Origin of the sequence: Nonomuraea muscovyensis (genome assembly GCF_014207745.1) — a bacterium.
In the GTDB taxonomy this organism is placed as follows: domain Bacteria; phylum Actinomycetota; class Actinomycetes; order Streptosporangiales; family Streptosporangiaceae; genus Nonomuraea; species Nonomuraea muscovyensis.
The window spans coordinates 303,977-324,328 of record NZ_JACHJB010000003.1 but is presented as its reverse complement, the minus strand read 5'-3'; the positions used below and the strand labels follow the sequence as shown (position 1 = coordinate 324,328).

Genomic DNA, 20,352 nt, shown 5'->3' with positions numbered 1-20,352 from the left:
CAAGCACAGCCGTGCGAACGGATGACCGATCGCTAGGGATCGGCCATCGCGGCCCGCGAGATGACGGAATCGTGCCAGGGGTCGAGCGGAACCACCCCGATCGACCGCCCATCCGTGTCGAGGATGCGACCCATACGTTTGACCGTCCGAAGCGTGACCATCCGGTCGCAAACCTCCATGGCGGGGATGGCCGCGGTCATACGCGCCTCGGCGCTCTGGATGTCCGACATCCCGCGCAGCCACTGGCTGACGAAGAGGTTGGCCCGCGCGGCGATGGCGAACGTGCCGCGGTTCTCCGGCAACGCCGCCAGCGCCCGGCCAGCGGATTCGAGGACTCCGGCGGGCACGCGCGTGAGGTAGTTGACGAGGATCGGCCAGCCCGCCGCCTCAGGGGTGACGTCACATCGCATCGAGATGAGGCCCGCGGCCCGCATCGCCGCGAGTCTCCGGGTCGTCGTCGAGGGGCTTTCCCCGAGTTGCTGCGCGAGGACGGCAGCCGGGGCCCGGGCGTCCAGGCTGAGTGCGCGGAACAGGGCCCGGTGCCGCTCGGAGACGGCGATCGGCCGAGATCCGGGGTCGGGCCGCCGATCCAGGTGCTTGATCTCGTCGCGGTCCAGGGCGTCGAGGCGCCAGGAACTGCCCTCGCCGTACATCTGGGTGATCGGGTAGAGCTCGGTGCGCAGCACGCCGGGAAGCGCACCGATCTGGTCGATCACGAGGTCGGCCAGCGCGTGCGGGGAGTCGGCCATCAGCGTCAGGACGAGGCTGCGACCCGACGCGGCGATCGCGATCGACGCGACTCGCGGATTGACCCGCAGGGCGGCGATGACGGCCGGCCGATCGCCGGGACGGCATTCCAGGTCGAGGTACGCGGGCGAAAGCCGGCGCATGAGGCTCGGCCCCGGCGTGACCAGTACGGACACGAGCCCGCGGTCGACGAGCCGCTGCCAGCGACGCGCGGCGGTGATCGGGTGCAGGCCGCAGGCCGGTCCGACGATCGTCCAGGGCGCGCGGGGGGCGAGCTGGACGGCGTGGATCAGTCGGAGGTCGTGCTCGTCGAGCTCCTGGCGCACGAATCCTTCACCTCCAGCGACGAAATGCCGATCCACTGATGATTTCGGTTCACCGCCACCATAAATGGCGGTAATCAGACAATGATGCTGACTGAGCTGCGCCGATCCCTGCACGCCGATCCCGAGTTGGGGCTGGAGCTCCCCCGCACCCAACAGCGGGTACTGAACGCTCTGGCTGGGCTCCCGCTGGAGGTGACCCGCGGAACGACGCTGAGCTCCGTGACCGCCGTGCTGCGGGGACGACGTCGGGGAAGCGGCGGCGCGCCGGTCGTCCTGCTACGTGCGGACATGGACGCGTTGCCGATCACCGAGCAGGCGGACGTCCCCTACAGGTCCCGCAATCCGGGGGCGATGCACGCGTGCGGACACGACCTGCACACGGCGATGCTCGTGGGGGCGGCGCACCTGCTGTGCGCCGCCCGGGACGATCTGCCCGGCGACGTGGTCCTGATGTTCCAGCCGGGTGAGGAAGGACACGACGGGGCCGCGAAGATGATCGCCGAAGGGGTCCTGGAAGCGGCGGGGCCTCAGCCGGTCGCGGCGTACGCGCTGCATGTGCAGTCCGTACGGCCGAGCGGCATGTTCGCCACTCGTTCTGGCCCGATCCTGTCAGGTCACGCGCGGATGCGGGTCACCGTGCACGGCAAGGGCGGCCATGGCGCGGCGCCTCATCGCGCCCTGGATCCGGTGACCACGATGGCGGAGATGATCACGGCGGTGCAGAGCCTGGTGACGCGCAGGTTCGACGCGTTCGATCCGGTGATCGTGACTGTCGGCCACGTGTCGGCCGGCTCGCACGGCACGGCCATCCCCTCGTCCGCGTACTTCGAGGCCACGATCCGCAGCTACTCCGAGCGCCACCGGGCCGAGGCCAGGCGACTCCTGACCGAGCTGATCAACGGCATCGCCGCCGCTCACGGCACGACGGCCGGCCTCGGCTTCGACGCCGAACTCCCGGTAACCGTCACGGACGACGCCGAGACCGGCTTCGCGGCCGGCGTCGTCCGTGACCTCCACGGCGCGGAGCGGTTCGACACGATGCCGCATCCTCACCCTGCCTCGGAGGACTTCTCCCGCGTCCTGGCCCGGGTCCCCGGCGCGTTCGTGTTCCTCGGCGCCCGCCCGGCCGGACTCGATCCCGGCGAAGCCCACGAGAACCACTCCCCTTTCGCGAGGTTCGACGACGGGGTGCTGCACGATGGCGCGCAACTGCTCGCCGAACTCGCCGCGCGCCGGCTCAACGAGGCCGCGGCGACTGCACCGTCATCGAGTCGGGTACGGCCAGGGCCGAGGTGAGACCGGCGTCCACGGGCAGGACCACTCCGGTGATCCACCGGGAGCGTCCGCCTGCGAGGAAGAGCACGGCCTCACCGACGTCCCATCCCGTGCCCTCGGTCCGCAGCGGCGCCGCCAGCCTGCGGCGCTCACGGTCGTCCTCGCTCAGCCCCTGGGCGTAGACGTTGGGCGTGTACATGTAGCCCGGCGCGACGGCGTTGACGCGGATGCCGTCCGGCCCGTGCGCAGCGGCCATACTCCTGGTCAGGTTGACGATCGCCCCCTTGGCCGTGCTGTAGGCGAGGGATGGATGACCGCCGATCAGCCCGGCGGCCGAGGACAGGTTGACGATCGAGCCGCCGCCGACCGCGCGCATCCGCGGTATCGCGAACCGCGACATGAGCATCATCGAGGTGACGTTGACCCGCAGGCAGGCGTCCCAGGCGTCGAGATCGACGTCGACCGCGGTGCCGGGCGGCCCGGCGACACCGACGTTGTTCACCAGCACGTCGACGCGGCCCCAGGTCTCGACCGCGCGTCGCACGATCGCGGCGCAGTCGTCGGGGAGGGACACGTCGCCCCGCACGCACAGGCACTCCCCGCCGCGTTCGGCGATCAGTTCCTGCGTCTCGGCCATGTTCCGGTCGGCGATGTCCACGATGACGACCCGCGCGCCCGACTCCGCGAGCCGTACCGCGGCCGCTCGGCCGTTGCCGATCCCGGCGGCGAGGGAGCCGCCTCCCGTGACGATCGCGACCTTGCCGTCGAGCTCTTCCATCCTCACACCCGCCTCTCGCGCCCGGCCCAGTACGGCTCACGGACGGCCTTCTTCAGGACCTTCCCGTTGGCGCTGCGCGGCAGCGAGCGCACGAAGTCGACGGTCTTCGGCGCCCGGATGCCACCCAGGCGCTGCCTGCACAGGGCGATGAGCTCGCCTTCGGTCACCTGTTCGCCCGGATTGAGCTCGACGACCGCCTTGACGGCCTCGCCCCAGTCGTCATGCGGCACGCCGACGACCACGCAGTCCTGGACCGCGGGATGCGCCCAGATGACCTGCTCGACCTCGCTCGGGTAGACGTTGAATCCGCCAGAGATGATCATGTCCTTCTCACGGTCGGTGATGTGCAGGTAGCCGCCCTCGTCGAGGAAGCCGATGTCGCCGGTGCGCAGCCAGCCGTCGACCACGGTCTCCTCCGTGAGATCGGGCGCGTTGTAGTAGCCCTTCATCACCAGGTCGCCCCGGACGCAGATCTCACCCGGCACCCCGCTCTCGACCGGGCGGCCCGCGGCGTCGCGGATCTCGACACTGATCAGCGGGTACGGCCGGCCGCAGGAGGAGAGCCGCTCGGGCGGAGCGAGCTCGCCGTCGACGAAGTGCTCCTCGGGCCGCAGGAATGAGATGGCCGCGGGCGCCTCCATCTGCCCGTAGCACTCCATCAGCACCGGGCCGAACACCCCGATCGCGCGGGCGAGCTTCTCCGTCGACATGGGCGCGGCGCCGTACAGCAGGTAGCGCAGCGATGGGAAGCCGTCGCGGTCGATCCCGGGCAGCTCCAGCATGCGGTAGATCACGGTCGGAGGCAGGAACAGCTCGGTGATCCCGTGCCGTGAAATCGCCTCCCGTACGGCAGCCGGTTCGGCCCTGTCCAGGATGACCACGGTGCCGCCGCGCGCGGTGACCGGCATGGTCAGCAACCCCGACGCATGGGTCATGGGTGCGGCGGCGAGGTTCACGATGGGCTCGTCGGCCCGGTAGGAGAGCGCCAGCATCTGGTGGGCGAACGACGCCGCGAAGCTCCGGTGGGTGTTCATCACACCCTTCGGCAGGCCCGTGGTCCCGCCGGTCGGGGCCACCGCGACCACGTCGTCCAGGTCGTACCGGACCGCGGGCGGCCTGTCGTCCGCGCCCTCGACGAAGTCGGCCGGCGAGTCGATGCGGACGTACCGTCGCACCCCTGACAGCATCGGCCGGAGCTGCTCCACCACCGGCTCCAGCGAGCTGTGGAAGAACACGACCTCGCAGTCGAACCTGTCGAGCAGGAGGCGGTTGTCATCCATCGGGGCGGCCGGGTTCAACGGCACCCACGTCATACCGGCGCGCCAGATCCCCAGCACGCAGATCCACGCGACCGGGTCGTTGGGTGACAGGACGGCCGCTTTGGTCCCGTGGGCGAACCCCTGGGCGAGCAGCGCGTTCGCGATCCGGCACGAGAGCCGACCGGCCTGCTCGTAGGTCCAGGTGCGCTCGTGCATGACGTACGCCGCCCCGGACGGGTTCTGCCGCCAGCCCCGGTCGAAGAAGTCGATGATCGCCATGCCCTCACCCGCCCAGCACGGTGATCGCGGCGACCGCTTCTTCTCCTGCGAGGAACCCGCCGCCGTTCTCGGCGACCCCGATCCGCGCACCGGCCACCTGCCGCGCGCCGGCCTCGCCTCGAAGCTGCGTGACCAGCTCATACACCTGCCCGAGCCCGGTCGCCCCCAGCGGATGGCCCTTCGACTCCAGGCCACCCGAGGGGTTGACCGGCAGGCGTCCGCCGAGCGACGTGACACCCGACTCGGCCGCGTGGCCGCCCTCACCCATCGCGCACAGCCCGAGCAGCTCGGTCTGTGCGATCTCCGCGAACGCGGTCGCGTCGTGCACCTCGGCCACGTTCACGTCCTCGGGCCCCACTCCCGCCTGCTCCCACGCCCGCTGTGCGAGCAGCCTCGTGATCGCCCGGTCGTGGTCGCCGAGCGCGCGGGTGTCGCCCGTGCCGACGACGCTGGCCAGCACGCGCACCGAGCGCCGCGAGCCGAGCCGAGCCAGCGCCCGGCCGCCGACCACCACGGCCGCTGCGGCGCCGTCGGTGGTAGGCGAGCACATCGGCACCGTCAGCGGGTACGACAGCGCTCGCCCCGCCAGCACCTCTTCCACGGTCATCGCGACCCGGTAGTGCGCCTTCTCGTTGTGCACCGCGTGCTGGTGGTTCTTCGCCGCCACCGCCGCGATCTGGCGCTGCGTGGTCCCGAAGGCCGCCATGTGAGAGCGGGCCATGGCGGCGTAGATGTCCATGAAGACACTCCGGCTACCCACCGCGGAGTCGTCGACGTCTCCGCCGAGCTCGGCGAGCACCCGCGCCAGTTCCTCCGGGGCCGACACGTCGTACCCGCCCTCGAAGACCTTCATGGTCCTTGCCCGGTCGCCGACATTCATCCGCTCCACGCCGACAGCCAGCGCGATCTCCGCGGCGCCCGCGCGGACGTGGTTCACCGCCAGGTGCAACGCCGTCGCCCCGGTGGCGCACGCGTTCTCCACGTTGAACACCGGAATGCGCCGCGCCCCCAGAGCCCGCAGAGCGATCTGGCCGCCCACCATCAGCTGGCCCTCCAGCGCGCCCTGCGCGGTATTGCCGTAGAACGCGGCCTCCACCTCGTCCAGGGTCAACCCGGCGTCGTCCAGCGCGCCGGTCACCGCCTCACGTACCAGATCCCGCACGTCGCGGTCGGGATGGACACCGAACGCCGTCATGCCGGCCCCGGCGATCCACACGGGTTCACTCACCTCGACCAACTCCTTCGATCACCAGCCATGCTGGCGCTCCGACGAATCGGGCGTCGAGGTCGAAACCACCGACCATGGTTGTGCGATGGTCCAATCAGTCGAGGGCGCCGAACTCCAGGGCCCACGCCAGTTCGACGATCACCTCGGTGGACGCCAGCGATGCCCCGGTGAGCTCGGTGAACCTGTTCAGGCGATGGCGCAGCGTGTTGACGTGCACGACGAGGGCGGCCGCGGTGCGGGCGATGTTCTGCCCGTTGTCGAGATACGCGCGCAGCGTCACCTCCAACTGCCGGCCGAACTCCCCGTGCTCGCGCAGCGGCGTGAGGTACCGCTCCACCAGGTAGGCCCCGACCTCGGGGGCGTTCGCGGCGGCGACCCGCCACGAGAGGTCCTCCAGGGCGAACACACCCTCGGTATGCAGGCGCGTGGCCGCTTCCAGCACGTTGGTATGGAACGACTCGGCTTGCCGGGCCAGCGGCAGCCGCGCCCCCACGCCGACCACCAGCCCCGGCACGGGCGCGGGCCTGCGCGCCACGACTCCGGCGCACTCGCCGCCGAGCACGGCGATCAGCGCCGGCCTGCCGGGCGCGCTGCCCCGGCGTTCGAGGAGGCGCCGCAGTTCCTCGACGCCACCCCTGCTCTCGCCCCGCGCGCGCACCGCGGCGTACCGCCCGAACTCGTCCAGCCCATAGGCGGCGCAGCGGCGGCCGAGGTCAGCTTGGCCGATTGTGCCGGTCAGCAGTTCGCGGACGAACTCCTCGCGCAGGTGGGAGTCGCGCAGGGCCTGCTCGACGGTCCATTCCTGATACCAGCGCATGACCTGGTGCGTGAACGCGTCGCCCAGCGACCACAGCAGCCGCGAGCCGTCGAGCATCAACTCCGGCGCGACCCCTTCGGCGAAGGCGATCTCGATGAACCGCCGCTGGATCACCCCGATGTTCGCGCGGTAGCCCCACAGCATGTCCTCGATCGGCACGCCCTGCCGCGCCCGCTCACGTGTGATGCCGGACTCTGGCAGCTCCTCCGGCGAGAGCTCCCGCCCGGATCGCAGCGCGCGCACCGCCGTGTCGAGGTTGCGCCGCGCCGACTCCGCCAGCGCGGCTGACGGGATCGGCGCGTACGACGCCAGCTCCCCCAGCAGAACGAGCGTGCGCTCCAACAGCAGGTCGCCGTCACCCGCGAGCCGCCGCACGGCAAGGTCGAACGCCTCACGCGTCATGGGAGCACGTCTGGGCGTCGAACAACTCGCGCGCCGCGCCCACGGCATACGGAGCCCGACCTTTCGACCGCCACCCGGCAGCCGTCCACCTGCCTCACCGCCACCGACTCGATCAAGCCCTGATGACCCTTGAAGGGTTTGCCGATCGGTTCGCCGCCGGCCAGGTCCCATACCCCCACCGTGTGATCTCCTTCGCCGCCACCGACTGGACCGGTCCTTGGTGGCCGTTGAGGAGTTTGCCGACGGGAGTGCCGGTGGCCAGGTCCGACACCAGCACCGTACCGGTGTGGCCGCCGGAGACCACCACCGGACGACCGTCCGCCGGACAGTCCTGTTCCACGTCAGCCACTTACGGTCCAGGCGTAAGGCACAGCCCATCGCCGGACACTCCCGCCTCCGACTCCGGGATGCGGTCGACCCCTTGCACATTGGAGCGTCAGACGGTTCTTTGACCGCTCAGTCGGGAAGCTCCCGCTCCACTTCAAGCGGTGACCCGTTTGGCTTCTCGCGTGTTCACGAAGGATCTCACTCTCCCTCTGCAGCCTCAGGGGGCGGGGAAGGGAACAGATCGCGAGGCTTTCGACACGGGGCCGAAGGCGGTGCTCGACGAGGTCAGGGTGAGCCTCGCGGAGCGCTGAACGCATTCGTACACCGCTGGTGGATCTCTGCGTGCGACTCCGTCAAGGATCCCGAAGGTCGCCGCCGAATTGCTCGCCCACGAAGACCAGGCCGTTAGGTGCCTCTTCGCCGAACCGCTGGAGGGTGCCACCTCAGGTCACCGATGATGACCTCCGGCAGGGTGACGACCCGTACACCCGCGTCGGTCTTGGGCCGCCCTGTGACGAGTTCGCCGGTCTTCATCTCGGAGACCGACGCTTCTATCCGAACCGTCCGGGCTTCCAGGTCGAGACTGTGCCGCCGGAGCGCTGCCGGCTCACCCCACCCCGTGCTGCACACCGGAGCCGGGGCCGGTCTCCCGCGCAACCCACGCCAGATAGTCGGCGCTTCCCGCTCGTACCGGAACAGCGATGATCTCCGGCACATCGTAGGAGTGCGCCTCCCGCACGCTCGCGGCCAGATCGTCGAAGAGATCAGCGGTGGTCTTGAGCAACAGCAACCACTCTTCAGCCTCTTCGACCTTGCCCTCCCACCAGTATGTCGATGTGATCGGCCCGACCACCTGAGCACAAGCAGCCAGGCGCCGCTCCACCACGACCCGGCAGATCCTCGCCGCCTCGCCCCGATCACCAGCGGTCACATGAACCTCGATGTAGTCGGCCACGCCTCTTACCCTGCCGAACTGTTCCTGTAGAGATCAAGGCGGCGGCGCGGCGCGCCGCCGTACCCAACCGACTCGCCGTCCCTGTGCCGCGCCGCCGCGACCGTATGCTGCCGGGATGGATGTGATCGCGATGCTCCAATGGCTCCTGGACCGCGATGTGAGCGCCCTGCTCAGGGTAGACGCCGAACGTGGGAGCGTTCGGCCCTGGACCTTTCACGCGAGCGGCGGGCCCCAAAGTAATCGATGGGTCGTTCGAGCCGACGCCGACTCCGCCGAAGAATGCCTCCGGCAGGCTCGCAAGGCGCTCAAAGCTCATGGCTGGATCTACCCGAGTGACACCTCCTGAGGTGGAGCCCTCCAGCACCGCCCTCACGATCGCCTGATGGTGGCTGATCACCGTGGGGAGACGGGGCGATCGACGGTCCGGACCGGCCATCCACCGTGTCCTGTGCCGAACAACGTGATCCCTCCCGGCCCACAGCCAACGTCAAGGGTCGCTTCCGGGGCCTTGCCGGCGACATTCGACGTTGGTGGGTGTCGGCCCGCAGACCACGACGTCAGAACCACGGCGAGTCAGCGGCGCCCGTACGTCAGCCGCCGTAGCGCCGCCTCGGCCGGTCCCCTTCGCCCACCGGGTGCCAGCAGCGCGGCGAGCACCACGGTGGCCAGCCAGGCGACCACGGCGATGCCGGACGCCGCGGCGTCGCCGACACGTGTGCCGAGCCCTCCCGCGTACGGCGCGAACACCGCCACGAAGATCACTGACTGGAGGAGATAGCAGGTCAGCGACCACTGGCCGCACGCGGCGAGGGACCTGACGACCGGGCCGGGATACCCGCGCCGCATCCGGCTGACGACCAGTCCGATGATCGCCGCGTACGCGAGCCCGCCGGCGATGCCCGTCACGCTGTGCAGTGCGTACGCGGACACGGCCACCAGGTCCGACGGCGTCCAGACGCGGGTGTCGATCAGCATCAGCGGCAGCCCGCCGGCGACGGCCAGCCCTGCGCCCACGACGGCGACCCGGGAGAGCAGGTCCCGGTGTGAGAGAGGGTCCTCCAGCAGGCGGCGGCGAGCCGCCCAGATCCCGAACAGGAAGGCCGGCACCACGCTGGCGGCGAAGTACGTGGGCGTCATCCCGGACCACCCGATGAGCCGCATCACGGTCGCCACGATCGGGTCCGCCATGGCGGCGGGCGTGTCGCCCTTCGGTGCGGAGATGGTGAGCAGCCCGAAGCCGAACAGCACCACGACGTGCAGCACGAGCCCGATGACGGCGGCCTGCAGCACGGATCGGTCCGCGCGCCGGATGAATCCGACGAATACGAGCCCGATCAGCCCGTACGCGCCGAGGATGTCACCGAAGAACAGCAGCAGCGCATGACAGAACCCGAACGCCAGCAGCCACAGGCTCCGGCGGCGCAACACCTTGCGCACCTGCGGCCAACTCCTGTCCATGGCGAGCTGCCGGTTGGCGAGCTGTACCAGGCCGTAGCCGAACAGGGCGGCGAACATGGGCAGCGCGCGCCCGTCCACCAGCAGGATCTGCACCCCGGCGACCAGCCGGTCCAGGGCACCGCCGTCGAGAGCGTAGCCGCGGAAGCCCGTTTCGTGGCCTGACAGGTACATGTGCGCGTGCGCCAACGCGATGAGCAGCAACATCAGCCCGCGCGAGAGATCGGGCGCCAGCACGCGCTGGGTGATGGGAGTGGCCCTGTGGACGGGAGCGGGTGGGGCGATGGACATGGCTGTCCCCTTGAATTAGATACACGACTGTAGCTGATACTCAAGGTAGGATACAGCCGTGTAGCTAAGCAAGGGGGTGGCAATGGGCGAACACCATGCCCGGACTCGCCGGCGCGGCGAAGAGCTGATCAAGGCCATCCACGACGCCGCACTGGAAGAGGTGGTGGAGGTGGGTGCGGGGCGGTTGACCATGGACGCCATCGCCCGGCGCGCGGCAACACCCCGCACCACCCTGTACCGCCGCTGGTCGGACCCGATCGAAGTGCTCCTGGACGCCCTCTACCACCAGCACCCGGTCGAGGAGCCGACGCCCGGCGCCGACGACCTGCGCGGCGACCTCATCCGTGCCCTGCGCCTCATGGCCGAGTGGGCCCTCAGCCCGGCGGGCCGCGCGGTCGCCGCCATCCTCACCGATCCGAAGAGCGCCGCGCTGATGTCCGAGGCGCTGTTCGAGCGGGTCTTCGCCAACCGGGGCGGCACGTTCACCCGTACCGTGCTGCAGCACTACGCCGACCGGGGCCGCTTCCCGGTCGAGTTGCTCACCCCGGTCGTGGCCGACATCGGCGAGGCTCTCGTCACCAAGCGCCTGATCGACACCGGGACAGCGCCCAGCGACGAGGACCTTTCGGCCATCGTCGACCAGGCGATCCTGCCCGCCATCGGGCTCGGCCCGAGAGGACCACGAGCAGCGCGCGCATGAGCTCAGAAACCGAGATCGCCGAGGCTGGTCGTCCAGGTCGACGTGAACTACCGCGCCCTCATCGCCGGGCCAGTAGCCAGGGTGATACGCGGGCGCCACGCGGGGCATCGCCGTAACGCGCCCCGCCGTACCAACACACACCGCCGACCGCCGGCGCGCCGCTTCATCAGATCAGCAGGTCCATGATGCCCTGAGCCGCCACCAAGGCCATGCTCCCCCAAAGAGCTATTCGAATCCCGCGCGCCAGTTGTCGCCTGTCAGTCACTCCCTTGTTCCGCCCGATCCAACGGGCAGCGATCACCTGCACAACAAGGAGCAGAATCAAGACCCAGACCGGAAACAACCATCCTGGAGGCCACATGCCGAGGAACATCAACGCCACCAGGTGAGGTGGAATTGCGAGGAGAAAGAAAGGGAAAACCAGCACGTTCCACAAAAAGACTGCGATCACCAGCAACAGTGCACCGTACCCCAGGCCGAGAAACACCCGGACAGGCCTCCACCACATAGAGCACCCTTCACCGCCTTCACCCAGGATGAGCGGACTCAGTCTCCGGTCGATCACTTGAGCGTTGCGAAACCGCGCCTCAGGCTCGATGACCGCGGGGTGTTCTCGCCAGTAGTAGCTGAAGTGGAAGCCTGATCATCCCGCCCACCATCGACCCGGGACAAGCCGAGCGGGCCAGGGCCACGGGATGATCAGGACGGGGAGGTGCGCGCGGCGCGCAAGAACGACCAGTTCAGCGTTACCCCTGCCCATGAGGCCATGATCTTGAAAGACTTCCCAAAGCTGACAGCGCACGGGTTCGCTTCCTGCCACTCGCTCCACGAACGAAAAACCAGGTCGGGGGCAGATTTCCGACCTGGCTTTGATCTTCCGGGGGCTCGCATTCGGTCAGCCAGGCCATCGAATAATCCAGTAGCCGGCCCCGCTGGACTCTACTAGCGTGACAAGGTGCTCAGCTACAACGATCTTGTCGAACAGGCCCTGCACGCATCCCTGCGCGGATGGGACTTCAGCTGGCTATGCGACAGGACGAGTGGCGGGGACCCGTCATGGCGATACACCGAGCGGGCCTCAGCGCTTCTCTCAGCGGCACCGCGACTGCTCGACCAAGACACCGGCGGCGGCGAAGTCCTGGCCTCCCTCGCTCCACTGCCTCGCCACACTGTCGCAATGGAAGCATGGCAGCCAAACATCCCCATCGCCGCCAAGCGGCTTCGACCGCTCAATGCCACCGTTCTCGGCGGTACGGCGGATGCCATCCCCATGAGCGAAGCCACCTTCGATCTCGTGCTCAACAGGCACGGCGCGTTGAACGCTGCCGAGGTCGCCCGAGTTCTCACCCCCGGCGGCCGACTTCTCACCCAACAAGTCGGCACCCGCAATGATGTGGAGCTGAACATCGCCCTTGGCGCGCCTTACCCCGATCCAGAGGCATGGACGCTGGCCGTCGCAGTAGATCGCCTTCGCCGCTACGGGTTTCGGGTCCTGGACGCTCGCGAAGAGATGATCGACTACGTCTTCCATGACATAGGTGCCGTGGTCTTCCACCTACGAGCCGTCCCGTGGCACATTCGCGACTTCGATCTCAAACGCTATGAGCGGCCGCTACGGAGTCTCCATGAGCGCATCTGCTCAGAGGGAGCATTCACCGCTCGTAACCACCGCTTTCTCATCGAGGCCGCACTGCCTGGCATTTGACGGCCAAGCGTCCCACATGCCGGATGACGACCCGCAACGATCACGCCTCCTGCGGGGCACTCCGACTCCGGTGATCGCCGAAGCACGTACGCAGGGCCGCAGGTGGCAGAGGTGGAAGCCTGATCCATCCCACCCGCCATGATCAGGGCGCGAGCGTATGCGTCGTCAACGCGTGAACTCACTTCGCAGGTAGCCATGGAAGAGGGCGAACGGGCTGTATTTTGATCGCTCTTCTTGACGCAGGAAGAGGTAGCCAGCGACGACCTGGCCGGAGAAGTGAGCGTTGCCGACAGCGAAGGTCACAGCATCCACTTTGCCGCTCGGATCCCCGATACCGATGACAAGACCACCGTCCATCATCACCGGAAGGTTGATCTGGCGGACGGGCTTGAAGAGCAGCTCGATTGCGGCGCGGTCGGGTCGAACTCCAACCCGTCAGCATCCGGACCGGTGACGGCGCTCCCAGACGCCGGCCTTCCTGCCTTTCACCCAGACAGGTGGCAACCACATGCACGATTCCTCCTCTTCACCGATGGCGCTCACTGCCTCATCTTGCGACGAGACCTCGAAGTAGCCGTCATAGAAGGGATCGGCGAAGTCCCGGCCAATCGACTCCGCGAGCCACGACGCGAAGGTGATGTCCTGAGGAAAGAGCGCGTGATCCAAGCAGCACAGGTTGGGATCCCATCCCCACATGGCGCCCTCAGGATCACGGCAATCCAGCACTGACGCGATTGCACACCCCCAGTCCAGCAACTGGATCATGCCCGCCCGACGTCCGTAGGACTCGGTTCTAAACGAGACAGCCGATTCGGTGATGTCCGCGAAGATATCGCTTCCCCAGAAGTCGTAGCCCCGTACACCGATGATGCCACCCCGGGGACCGAAACCTCCGTTTCCCACCTCCAGATACAACTGCCGTAGCAGCGAAGGGAGCGGGTAACCAATGGCCTCTTCAGCCTCAGCGACCACCTCGAACGAGGCCACCGGTAGTACATCGGGCCCAGCGTTCGACCGTATCGCTTCGAAGATCTCATCTTCGGTCATGATCTGCACTCCGCGCGTGGGGACCGCTGGAGGGTGAGCCAAGAGTCGTCCACGTCCATAAAGCTGCATGCTGCCAGCATCGGTCGACAATGCCACAACACAGAAGCTCGACCCGATCTGACCTCGACCTTTTGTTCGCAGGTCAGCGTCTCAAGATCATTCCCAAGCTGACAGCGCGGGCTTCCGCACGGCGTAGCCCGGTGAGCAGCGTGCGGCGTCCCTCGCCCCACCGATTTCGTTCGGACGAACGCCTAACGGTTGACCGAACCGTAACCACAGTGACAGGCGTTCACCTGACAAGCCCGCGTTCCTGCCATCCGTAGGCTCGCATCCAGGGCGCAAAGGGGCGAAGCACGCCTTCTTGCCGAATGCCTGCCATGTCAGGGGCGGTAGGCTCGTCCGCTCTGGAGGTTCGCCGATGTCCACCCCCTACCCGCCATCCCACGGACCCGGCGCGTCCGGGTATCCGGGCAGCCAGCACGGCGCGCAGGCCTGGCCTCCCGGCGGCCTTCCACCTCCCGCACAGGGCGGACCGGCACCAGGCGGAACAGGATCGGGCGTACGGTGGCCTCCCGGTCCAGGCGGGCAGCAGCCCCACCCGCAGGGCGGCCCCGGAGGGCAGTGGCCTTCTCCCCAGCGAAACGGCAACGGAAGTGGGGGGAAGGGGCCGCTGATCGCCGTCGTCGTCGCCGTGGTCAGCGTCGTCCTGATCGGCGGACTGGCAGGGGGCTGGCTGCTCCTGAGCCGTGACGAAGCCGGCCCGCCCGCCGGCCCGACCTCCGACCGGGGCAATCCGGTCCGGTCGGCCACGGCCAAGGAGGCGAAGACCACCGAGGCGGTGAAACTCCGAACGATCACCGGCGACCAGCTTTGCGCTGCCGTACCGGACGATCTCCGTAGGAGCCTGGTCGCCGATGCCGAATACGGCGGGAGGGACGCATCCACTGGGGCCGCCACCGACACCGAGAAGCGGGCGGCCTGCAGCTGGACAAACAGCAAGATGGACGTCGGCAACGGCGTCCTCGGCTATCGCGCGCTGAGCATCTCCGTGGCAGCCAAGAGCGCAGAGACGCGCAACGCCGTCGAATACGCCACGGACCGCTTCGACCAGGACAAGAAGGCGCACGAGCGGCGGGTGAACGTCCGGAATGGCAAGCGGATCGACGGCAGGACCTCAGGCTCGGCGTTCGGCGAGCTCAAGGCGCTGAAGTACGGCGACGCCTCCTACAGCCAGAGCTCGATCGGGATGAGCGGCCTCAAAACGGAGGTGTTCGTCCGGCAGGGGCCCTGGCAGATCAAGGTCACCTACGGCGGCGACAACCGGACCGGCGCCAAGTACCCTTCCGGAGACGAGACGAGGGTCACGGCCGGGAAGGTCGCCGAGCTCATCACGGCGGAGATGGCCAAGAGCGCCGACAAGGTGAAGCTCACCGGGCCCTGCGGCATCGTCACCGCCAAACAGATCGAGTCGGCGTTCTTCCCCGCCGCCGGCGGACCGTCCGTCAGCACCAGTGACGGCCGCATCGAGCAGACCACCTGCACCTGGTCGGTCAAGGAGGTCGTCAAGCACCGACCTGGGCAGGAGTTCACCGCACGCGGCGGCGAACTGGGCTTCCGCGTGGTCGACTGGGGTGGCGGCGACACCGGATCGACGTTCCAGTTCGATCGCGATGCCAAGAAGTACGACCGCTACCACGACAAGGGTGGCCTCACCGACGATCGCCTCCACGTTGTCTACGAACCCCGCCAGGAGCTCTCCGGGCTCGGCGAGAAGGCATTCGTCGTGGTCTCCAGCACCACCAAGCGTTACGACAAGAGCGCGCCCCCCATGAGGGAGATCCTCATCAAGGTCCTGGTCGGTGACCGGACGGTCGAGGTCACTTTCCGGGGGACGACGACCGGAGGCGGCCTCGTCGACGCCGCCGGCTACCGGGCACCGTTCTTCGAGTCGGCAGTCGCACAACCGGCCCTGACGAAGGTTGCCAAGACGTTCCTCGACGGCCTGAAATGACGTGAGGGTCGTGTTCTGCAGTGCGCGGACCAGGCGAGGGGGATGCCGGTGGCGTCGGTGATCAGGTGATGTTCGGGTCCTGGCCCGTCCCCCTTCGGGCGGATCGACGGCGGCCAGAGAGTTTCGCGTTCTTGAGGGCGGACCCGTGCCGCCCTGACTTTCGTCAGGTGTACGAGCTGACGATCGGCGGATGATCCACCCGGCTCATCCGCGACAGGCTCGCTCCCATGAACACACACTTCCCCGGACGGTGGATCGGCGGTGCGACGCTCATTCTGGGGCCGGTGGTCATGTGCGCCGGGTACCTGCTGCGCTACCTGAGCTCGACCACCACCCTCACCCCTCAGCAGCAGGCGTGGGCCGAGACGAAGCCGTTCGCCGCCTACGGCCAGTTCCTCGCCTACACCTCAGAACCCGGCCTGCTCACGCTCTCCTACGCGGTCTTCGCGCTGGGGGCGGTGCTGCTCTTCCCCGCCTTCATCGCCCTGGCCCAGCGGGTGGGGAGCGGCCTGGCGTTCTGGGGTGCCACGCTGCTGGTCGCCGGGCTCTTCGCCCGCCTGTACTTCACCGGTGCCGACCAGACTGCCTTCCAGCTCACCGAGTCCCTCGGACTGGACCACGCGGTGAACGCCGTCATGAAGGAGTACGTTGACATCTCCTACGGGCCATGGCGGGTTCCGGTCTGGGCCTCGGTCGGCCAGTACGCGGGCTCGCTCCTGCTGGCCATCGCAGCCTGGCGCTCCGGCATATTCGGCACCGCCCGGGCCTTGATGCTGCTGCTGGCGGGAGGCACCTGGATGGGCGTGCTGAAGGCTGCCTCGATCCCCGATGTACTGGTCACCGCCCTGCTCTGCGTGGCTCTGGTCCCGCTGGGCACGCAGGTGCTGCGTGAGCGGCCGCTGGCCCCCACCGGCCGGCCGAAGGTGTTGAGCTGGTGAGAGGGCCCCACGATGAGCGAGGATCTTGCCGTTTAACTCGTGCCGGCCAGTCATGCCGAGCTCGGAGAGGGCTGGGACAACCGGCTTGGCGGTTCGCCCACCTGGCTCCGGGACGAGGAGTATCCACTCGGGGATTGGACGTTCCTGTTCCAGCTTGAGGGCCGGGACGAGTTCTATGAGGTCAACTTCGGCGACGCCGGCGTTGGCTACGGATTTCTCAGCGCCGACGGCAAGGAAGGCCGCTTTGTGTGGCAGTGCGCATAGCGTTGGAAGTCTCTTATGTTGATCTGCCCCAAGCCACCGACAAGCCTGAGGTACTACCGCAAGGGCTTTGGGCCACGCGCGCCGACAGCGGACGAGTTCGGCCATCCGCCGTCGCTGCCGTGTTCCCGGCTCAGGACAGCAAGAGATGTGCCCGGGTTCTGTGGAGTCGGCTTGGTTGACTCTCACGCCAGGTGAGTGTTCGGGTAGAGCATCTCGTATTCGATGGGGTACGCATCCACAGGGCGCTGTGTCGTCGTCGTTGCCGGTTGTGGAAGATCGCCAGGTATTCGAAGATCGCGTTGGCCAGTTCGCCATTCGGAAGGCGACCGCGCTGGCATTGTCGTTCGATCACCGGATCATCGACTCGGTTCGCTGTTCCCCGCCGCGTGGGCGCGATGCTCGCGGATCCGCTCCGCATGCTCATTTGGAGCTGAGAAGACGACGGAAGGCCCGGATCGCGTTGATCCGGGCCCTCCGTCGTTCGGTGTCGCGTGTCAGCCGGTGACCGGGATGTTGGTCTTCACCGGCGTCGGGGTGGGTGCCGGCTTGGGGTCGTCCTGCGTCAGCGTGACCTTCTCGTCCCACTGGGTCCACTCGTGGATCACCGTCCCCGGGTCACCCTTGCCGGGGTGGGTGGGGGTCGGCGTCGACGGGGGCGTCCGCGTCGGCGTGGAGGTCGCCGTGGGGGTGGAAGTGGGGGTCGCCGTGGGGGTGGACGTCGGGGTGGACGTCGGCGTCGGCGTGACCGTGGGGGTGGGCGTCGGGGTGGGCGTCTGGGAAGGCGTCACCGTGGGCGTGGGCGTGGGCGTGGGCGTGGGCTCACACGTGACCCAGAACACCTTGTGCTCGGGAGCGCCGCGCTTCCCCGCGAAGGTCCAGAACAGCTTGTAGTGCCCGTTCGGCAGAGTCATGTCGACGGTACGGCCATGCCCGTCCTTGTTGAGCACGAGGGCGCCGCTCTTCACCGTGGTCTTGTCGCCCGTGGGCGGCCAGGACTTGATCTCCCAGCTCACCTGCTCGACCTCGTCGAAGTTGAACCCGACCAGATAGAACACGCAGACGTGCGGCTCGTTGCGCTGGTCGTCCTCCGGCGTCGTCCACTTATGGATCTTGACGTCGCCGTTGTCGCCGGGCGGCCCCGCTTGGACCGCTCCCGCTGAGGCCGAGTTGGAGATGGCGAACACCGAGAAGGCCGCCACTGCGAGCATGAGGACCGCTGTAGCACAGCGACGGACTGAGGAGAGTCTGGGGGGTGTCACGTGCGCACCTCGAGATGTTTGGGAGAGCTGGAGCCTCAAAGGACCCATCTGTGTAAAAATGTCACACCTGTTGGCCGCGCATCTTCAAACGTTCCAAAACGTTATTGATCGAGGCCAGGTAGTTACACGTTCGTGTCGCGTGTGTCATAAACCCCAGGAGCCGATCGTGCCGCTCGACGCCCCCTACCGACTCATCGGCGCCGTGCTCGTCGCCACGAGCCTTGTCGCCTCGACCCCCGCCGGCGTCGCCGCGTCGCCCGTCGCCCTGGCCTCCGCCGCCTCGATCACGGCGACCGCGCTCCCCCAGGCCACCACGTTCACCGAGCTGAGCGGCCTCCCCCAGGACACCGACACGTTCGGCAAGCTGAGCGGCGTCGTGGTGCACCCCACCCGCGCCGTGGCCGTCTACGCCTCGCCCGGCGGCAAGCCCGCTGCCACCCTGCCGGCGAAGCAACTCGGCAGCCAGACCTGGGTGCCGGTGGTGGAGGGGCGCAAGGGCTGGTACCGCGTGCTTCTGCCCAGCAAGCCCAACCACGTGACCGGCTGGATCAAGGCCGAGGGCCTGAAGAAGGCGCGCAGCCGTTACCGCGCCATCGTGAAGCTGGGCACCAGGCAGCTGACCGTGATGAACGCGAGCAAGAAGCTCGGCACCTGGACGGTGGCCGTCGGTGGCCCCGAGACGCCCACCCCGGCGGGCAGGACCTTCATGCTGGCCCTGATGTCGCCGAAGAAGAAGACCTACAGCCCGCTGATCCTGCCGCTCGGCACGCACTCGGCGACGCTCGACACCTTCGGCGGCGGTCCCGGCACGGTCGCCTTCCACGGCTGGCCGGACCGGAAGGTGTTCGGCAAGGCGGTCACGCACGGGTGCATCAGAGTGCCTGCTCGCGCGCTCAAGGTGCTCGCAGGACTGCCTCTGGGGACTCCGGTTCTGATCGCTCCCTGAGGATGAGGGACGGTGGCCAACGGGTCCATGCCATGCACCCGACGCGAGCTCGTGCATGTACCGGAAAGAGACGACGGCGGCGTCAGCGACGAGCAGGACGCTCGCGGTCGTGGTGTGCCGGATCCAGCCGTGGGAGCGCATGTCACCCTCCCACGGTTCCGGCGCGGAACTCGGTGGTCAAAGACCATGGGGATTTTGGTTGAATCAGCGCAATCGACGCGAGCTGTCTGTGTCGATTCGCCTACGCTGGTGATCATCGACAACACGGCCGCCGGCGGGCTGATTCCCGTCTTCGACCAGGTGTTCACCTCGATCTGGGAGCGGAGCAAGCCCGTATGACCATCGACCTCCGGACCCTCCTCCCCATCGCCGAGCGCGCCGCCACCATCGCCGCCGACATCATCCGTACCAAAGCCCCCGGCGTCGTCACCGCCAAGGGCGACCGCGACATGGCCACCGAAGTGGACTATGCCGTCGAACAGGCCGTACGGGATTTCCTGGCGCGGGAGACACCCGAGATCGCCTTCCTCGGAGAGGAAGACGGCCTCACGGGCGCCGGCGACGGCCTCACGTGGGTACTCGACCCCGTCGACGGCACCGCCAACTTCCTGCACGGCATCCCGCTCTGCGCCGTCTCCCTCGGTCTGATCGACAAGAACATCCCCAGCCTCGGCGTCATCGACCTGCCGTTCCTCGGCGCCCGCTACACCGCCGCCGAAGGCGCGGGCGCCCAAGCCAACGGCACCGAGATCCAGGTCAGCCACACCCGCGACCTGAACGACGCCATCGTCTCCATCGGCGACTACGCCGTCGGCACCGGCGCCCACGAACGCAACCGCCCCAGACTCGTCCTCACCCACGAACTCGCCGCCCGCGTCCAGCGCGTCCGCATGTTCGGATCAGCCGCCATCGACCTCGCGTGGGTGGCCGACGGCAAGACAGACGCCCTGATCATGCTCAGCAACAACCCCTGGGACACCGCCGCCGGCGTCCTCATCGCCCGCGAAGCCGGAGCCGCGGTCGTCGACCTCGACGGCAGCCCCCACACCACGGACTCCCGAGCCACCATCGCCGCTGGCCCCAAGCTTGTTGCCGAACTCGTGGAACTCGTCGCCGAGGCACACAGAGTCGCCCAGCGCAGCGCGCACACTGCCGAGTAGTTCTGGAAGGGATCAACGGCTCACCGGGCGACGGGCCCCGTCAGGATCACCGGTCACTGGCGTTCGGGAGACTGGAATCCGGGCGAGACCCTGGAGCTCCGGCGACGAGACGGCTACAGACTCACGGTCACCGGTGCTCAGCCTGGCGACGGGCGCGTGGATGGGCGCTGTGGAAAGCACTCG

Annotated in this window: 19 protein-coding genes and 1 pseudogene; 8 read left to right on the top strand and 12 right to left on the bottom strand. The window is 68.2% G+C overall.

Features of this window, described 5'->3' with window-relative positions; all coding sequences use genetic code 11:
- Positions 1 to 32 precede the first annotated feature (32 nt).
- Positions 33 to 1,187: an Lrp/AsnC family transcriptional regulator gene (locus tag FHU36_RS46615; protein ID WP_185088030.1), complete on the bottom strand. Its 1,155-nt coding sequence runs from the start codon at positions 1,185 to 1,187 to the stop codon at positions 33 to 35.
- On the opposite strand from FHU36_RS46615, the gene FHU36_RS33105 reads away from it, so the two are divergent.
- Positions 1,155 to 2,369 (top strand): M20 metallopeptidase family protein, encoded by a 1,215-nt coding sequence (locus FHU36_RS33105; protein WP_185088029.1) that lies wholly within the window; start codon positions 1,155 to 1,157, stop codon positions 2,367 to 2,369. The two genes, FHU36_RS46615 and FHU36_RS33105, sit on opposite strands and share 33 nt — an antisense overlap.
- Here the strand turns inward: FHU36_RS33105 and FHU36_RS33100 are convergent.
- The 6 genes from FHU36_RS33100 to FHU36_RS33075 all read right to left on the bottom strand — a co-directional run bounded on the left by FHU36_RS33100 (position 2,311) and on the right by FHU36_RS33075 (position 10,139).
- Positions 2,311 to 3,126 (bottom strand): SDR family NAD(P)-dependent oxidoreductase, encoded by an 816-nt coding sequence (locus FHU36_RS33100; RefSeq protein ID WP_185088028.1) that lies wholly within the window; start codon positions 3,124 to 3,126, stop codon positions 2,311 to 2,313. The genes FHU36_RS33105 and FHU36_RS33100 overlap by 59 nt on opposite strands.
- Before the next feature lie 2 nt (positions 3,127 to 3,128).
- Complete coding sequence (locus FHU36_RS33095; protein ID WP_185088027.1) at positions 3,129 to 4,664, bottom strand: AMP-binding protein; 1,536 nt, start codon at positions 4,662 to 4,664, stop codon at positions 3,129 to 3,131.
- Positions 4,665 to 4,668: 4 nt separating this feature from the next.
- On the bottom strand, positions 4,669 to 5,892 hold the full coding sequence (locus FHU36_RS33090; protein WP_185088026.1) for a thiolase family protein: 1,224 nt from the start codon (positions 5,890 to 5,892) through the stop codon (positions 4,669 to 4,671).
- A 94-nt stretch (positions 5,893 to 5,986) separates the two neighbouring features.
- Entirely contained in the window at positions 5,987 to 7,111 is a 1,125-nt protein-coding gene (locus tag FHU36_RS33085) for a PucR family transcriptional regulator (protein WP_185088025.1), read from the bottom strand.
- A 934-nt stretch (positions 7,112 to 8,045) separates the two neighbouring features.
- Positions 8,046 to 8,393 (bottom strand): divalent-cation tolerance protein CutA, encoded by a 348-nt coding sequence (cutA, locus tag FHU36_RS33080; RefSeq protein WP_185088024.1) that lies wholly within the window; start codon positions 8,391 to 8,393, stop codon positions 8,046 to 8,048.
- Between the two features lie 573 nt (positions 8,394 to 8,966).
- Entirely contained in the window at positions 8,967 to 10,139 is a 1,173-nt protein-coding gene (locus FHU36_RS33075; protein ID WP_185088023.1) for a DUF418 domain-containing protein, read from the bottom strand.
- An 82-nt stretch (positions 10,140 to 10,221) separates the two neighbouring features.
- On the opposite strand from FHU36_RS33075, the gene FHU36_RS33070 reads away from it, so the two are divergent.
- Positions 10,222 to 10,839: a TetR/AcrR family transcriptional regulator gene (locus FHU36_RS33070; protein WP_185088022.1), complete on the top strand. Its 618-nt coding sequence runs from the start codon at positions 10,222 to 10,224 to the stop codon at positions 10,837 to 10,839.
- Between the two features lie 166 nt (positions 10,840 to 11,005).
- Here the strand turns inward: FHU36_RS33070 and FHU36_RS33065 are convergent, their stop codons facing one another.
- Entirely contained in the window at positions 11,006 to 11,296 is a 291-nt protein-coding gene (locus tag FHU36_RS33065) for a hypothetical protein (protein ID WP_185088021.1), read from the bottom strand.
- A gap of 498 nt (positions 11,297 to 11,794) precedes the next feature.
- On the opposite strand from FHU36_RS33065, the gene FHU36_RS33060 reads away from it, so the two are divergent.
- The gene (locus tag FHU36_RS33060) at positions 11,795 to 12,544 is read left to right on the top strand and encodes a class I SAM-dependent methyltransferase (RefSeq protein ID WP_185088020.1); all 750 of its coding nucleotides are present in this window, start codon (positions 11,795 to 11,797) and stop codon (positions 12,542 to 12,544) included.
- 165 nt (positions 12,545 to 12,709) lie between these two features.
- Here the strand turns inward: FHU36_RS33060 and FHU36_RS33055 are convergent, their stop codons facing one another.
- The gene (locus FHU36_RS33055) at positions 12,710 to 12,904 is read right to left on the bottom strand and encodes a hypothetical protein (protein ID WP_185088019.1); all 195 of its coding nucleotides are present in this window, start codon (positions 12,902 to 12,904) and stop codon (positions 12,710 to 12,712) included.
- Between the two features lie 75 nt (positions 12,905 to 12,979).
- The gene (locus tag FHU36_RS33050) at positions 12,980 to 13,591 is read right to left on the bottom strand and encodes an SMI1/KNR4 family protein (protein WP_185088018.1); all 612 of its coding nucleotides are present in this window, start codon (positions 13,589 to 13,591) and stop codon (positions 12,980 to 12,982) included.
- Positions 13,592 to 14,282: 691 nt separating this feature from the next.
- Here FHU36_RS33050 and FHU36_RS33045 point away from each other — a divergent pair.
- From FHU36_RS33045 to FHU36_RS33035, 3 genes are all read left to right on the top strand, one after another.
- Positions 14,283 to 15,602: a hypothetical protein gene (locus FHU36_RS33045; RefSeq protein WP_185088017.1), complete on the top strand. Its 1,320-nt coding sequence runs from the start codon at positions 14,283 to 14,285 to the stop codon at positions 15,600 to 15,602.
- A gap of 227 nt (positions 15,603 to 15,829) precedes the next feature.
- On the top strand, positions 15,830 to 16,540 hold the full coding sequence (locus FHU36_RS33040; RefSeq protein ID WP_185088016.1) for a hypothetical protein: 711 nt from the start codon (positions 15,830 to 15,832) through the stop codon (positions 16,538 to 16,540).
- Positions 16,541 to 16,579: 39 nt separating this feature from the next.
- Complete coding sequence (locus FHU36_RS33035) at positions 16,580 to 16,804, top strand: YwqG family protein (protein WP_185088015.1); 225 nt, start codon at positions 16,580 to 16,582, stop codon at positions 16,802 to 16,804.
- Between the two features lie 130 nt (positions 16,805 to 16,934).
- Here the strand turns inward: FHU36_RS33035 and FHU36_RS46980 are convergent.
- A pseudogene (locus FHU36_RS46980) lies at positions 16,935 to 17,114 on the bottom strand (hypothetical protein); the annotation flags it as partial.
- A gap of 184 nt (positions 17,115 to 17,298) precedes the next feature.
- Positions 17,299 to 18,012, bottom strand: a complete 714-nt coding sequence (locus FHU36_RS43850) for a hypothetical protein (RefSeq protein WP_221497065.1) — start codon at positions 18,010 to 18,012, stop codon at positions 17,299 to 17,301.
- Positions 18,013 to 18,229: 217 nt separating this feature from the next.
- Here FHU36_RS43850 and FHU36_RS46610 point away from each other — a divergent pair, with 217 nt between their 5' ends.
- Positions 18,230 to 19,009 carry a protein-sorting L,D-transpeptidase LdtCP gene (locus FHU36_RS46610; RefSeq protein ID WP_312892011.1) on the top strand — a complete coding sequence of 260 codons (780 nt, stop codon included), beginning with the start codon at positions 18,230 to 18,232 and terminating at the stop codon, positions 19,007 to 19,009.
- A gap of 335 nt (positions 19,010 to 19,344) precedes the next feature.
- Positions 19,345 to 20,169, top strand: a complete 825-nt coding sequence (locus tag FHU36_RS33020) for an inositol monophosphatase family protein (protein WP_185088013.1) — start codon at positions 19,345 to 19,347, stop codon at positions 20,167 to 20,169.
- Positions 20,170 to 20,352 lie beyond the last annotated feature (183 nt).

Coding starts and splice junctions, on each gene's coding strand:
- FHU36_RS33055 (WP_185088019.1), bottom strand. CDS start 12,904: ATGATGGACGGTGGTCTTGTCATCGGTATCGGGGATCCGAGCGGCAAA.
- FHU36_RS33050 (WP_185088018.1), bottom strand. CDS start 13,591: ATGACCGAAGATGAGATCTTCGAAGCGATACGGTCGAACGCTGGGCCC.
- FHU36_RS33075 (WP_185088023.1), bottom strand. CDS start 10,139: ATGTCCATCGCCCCACCCGCTCCCGTCCACAGGGCCACTCCCATCACC.
- FHU36_RS33020 (WP_185088013.1), top strand. CDS start 19,345: ATGACCATCGACCTCCGGACCCTCCTCCCCATCGCCGAGCGCGCCGCC.
- FHU36_RS43850 (WP_221497065.1), bottom strand. CDS start 18,012: ATGCTCGCAGTGGCGGCCTTCTCGGTGTTCGCCATCTCCAACTCGGCC.
- FHU36_RS33085 (WP_185088025.1), bottom strand. CDS start 7,111: ATGACGCGTGAGGCGTTCGACCTTGCCGTGCGGCGGCTCGCGGGTGAC.
- FHU36_RS33100 (WP_185088028.1), bottom strand. CDS start 3,126: ATGGAAGAGCTCGACGGCAAGGTCGCGATCGTCACGGGAGGCGGCTCC.
- FHU36_RS33105 (WP_185088029.1), top strand. CDS start 1,155: ATGATGCTGACTGAGCTGCGCCGATCCCTGCACGCCGATCCCGAGTTG.
- FHU36_RS33040 (WP_185088016.1), top strand. CDS start 15,830: ATGAACACACACTTCCCCGGACGGTGGATCGGCGGTGCGACGCTCATT.
- FHU36_RS33070 (WP_185088022.1), top strand. CDS start 10,222: ATGGGCGAACACCATGCCCGGACTCGCCGGCGCGGCGAAGAGCTGATC.
- FHU36_RS33095 (WP_185088027.1), bottom strand. CDS start 4,664: ATGGCGATCATCGACTTCTTCGACCGGGGCTGGCGGCAGAACCCGTCC.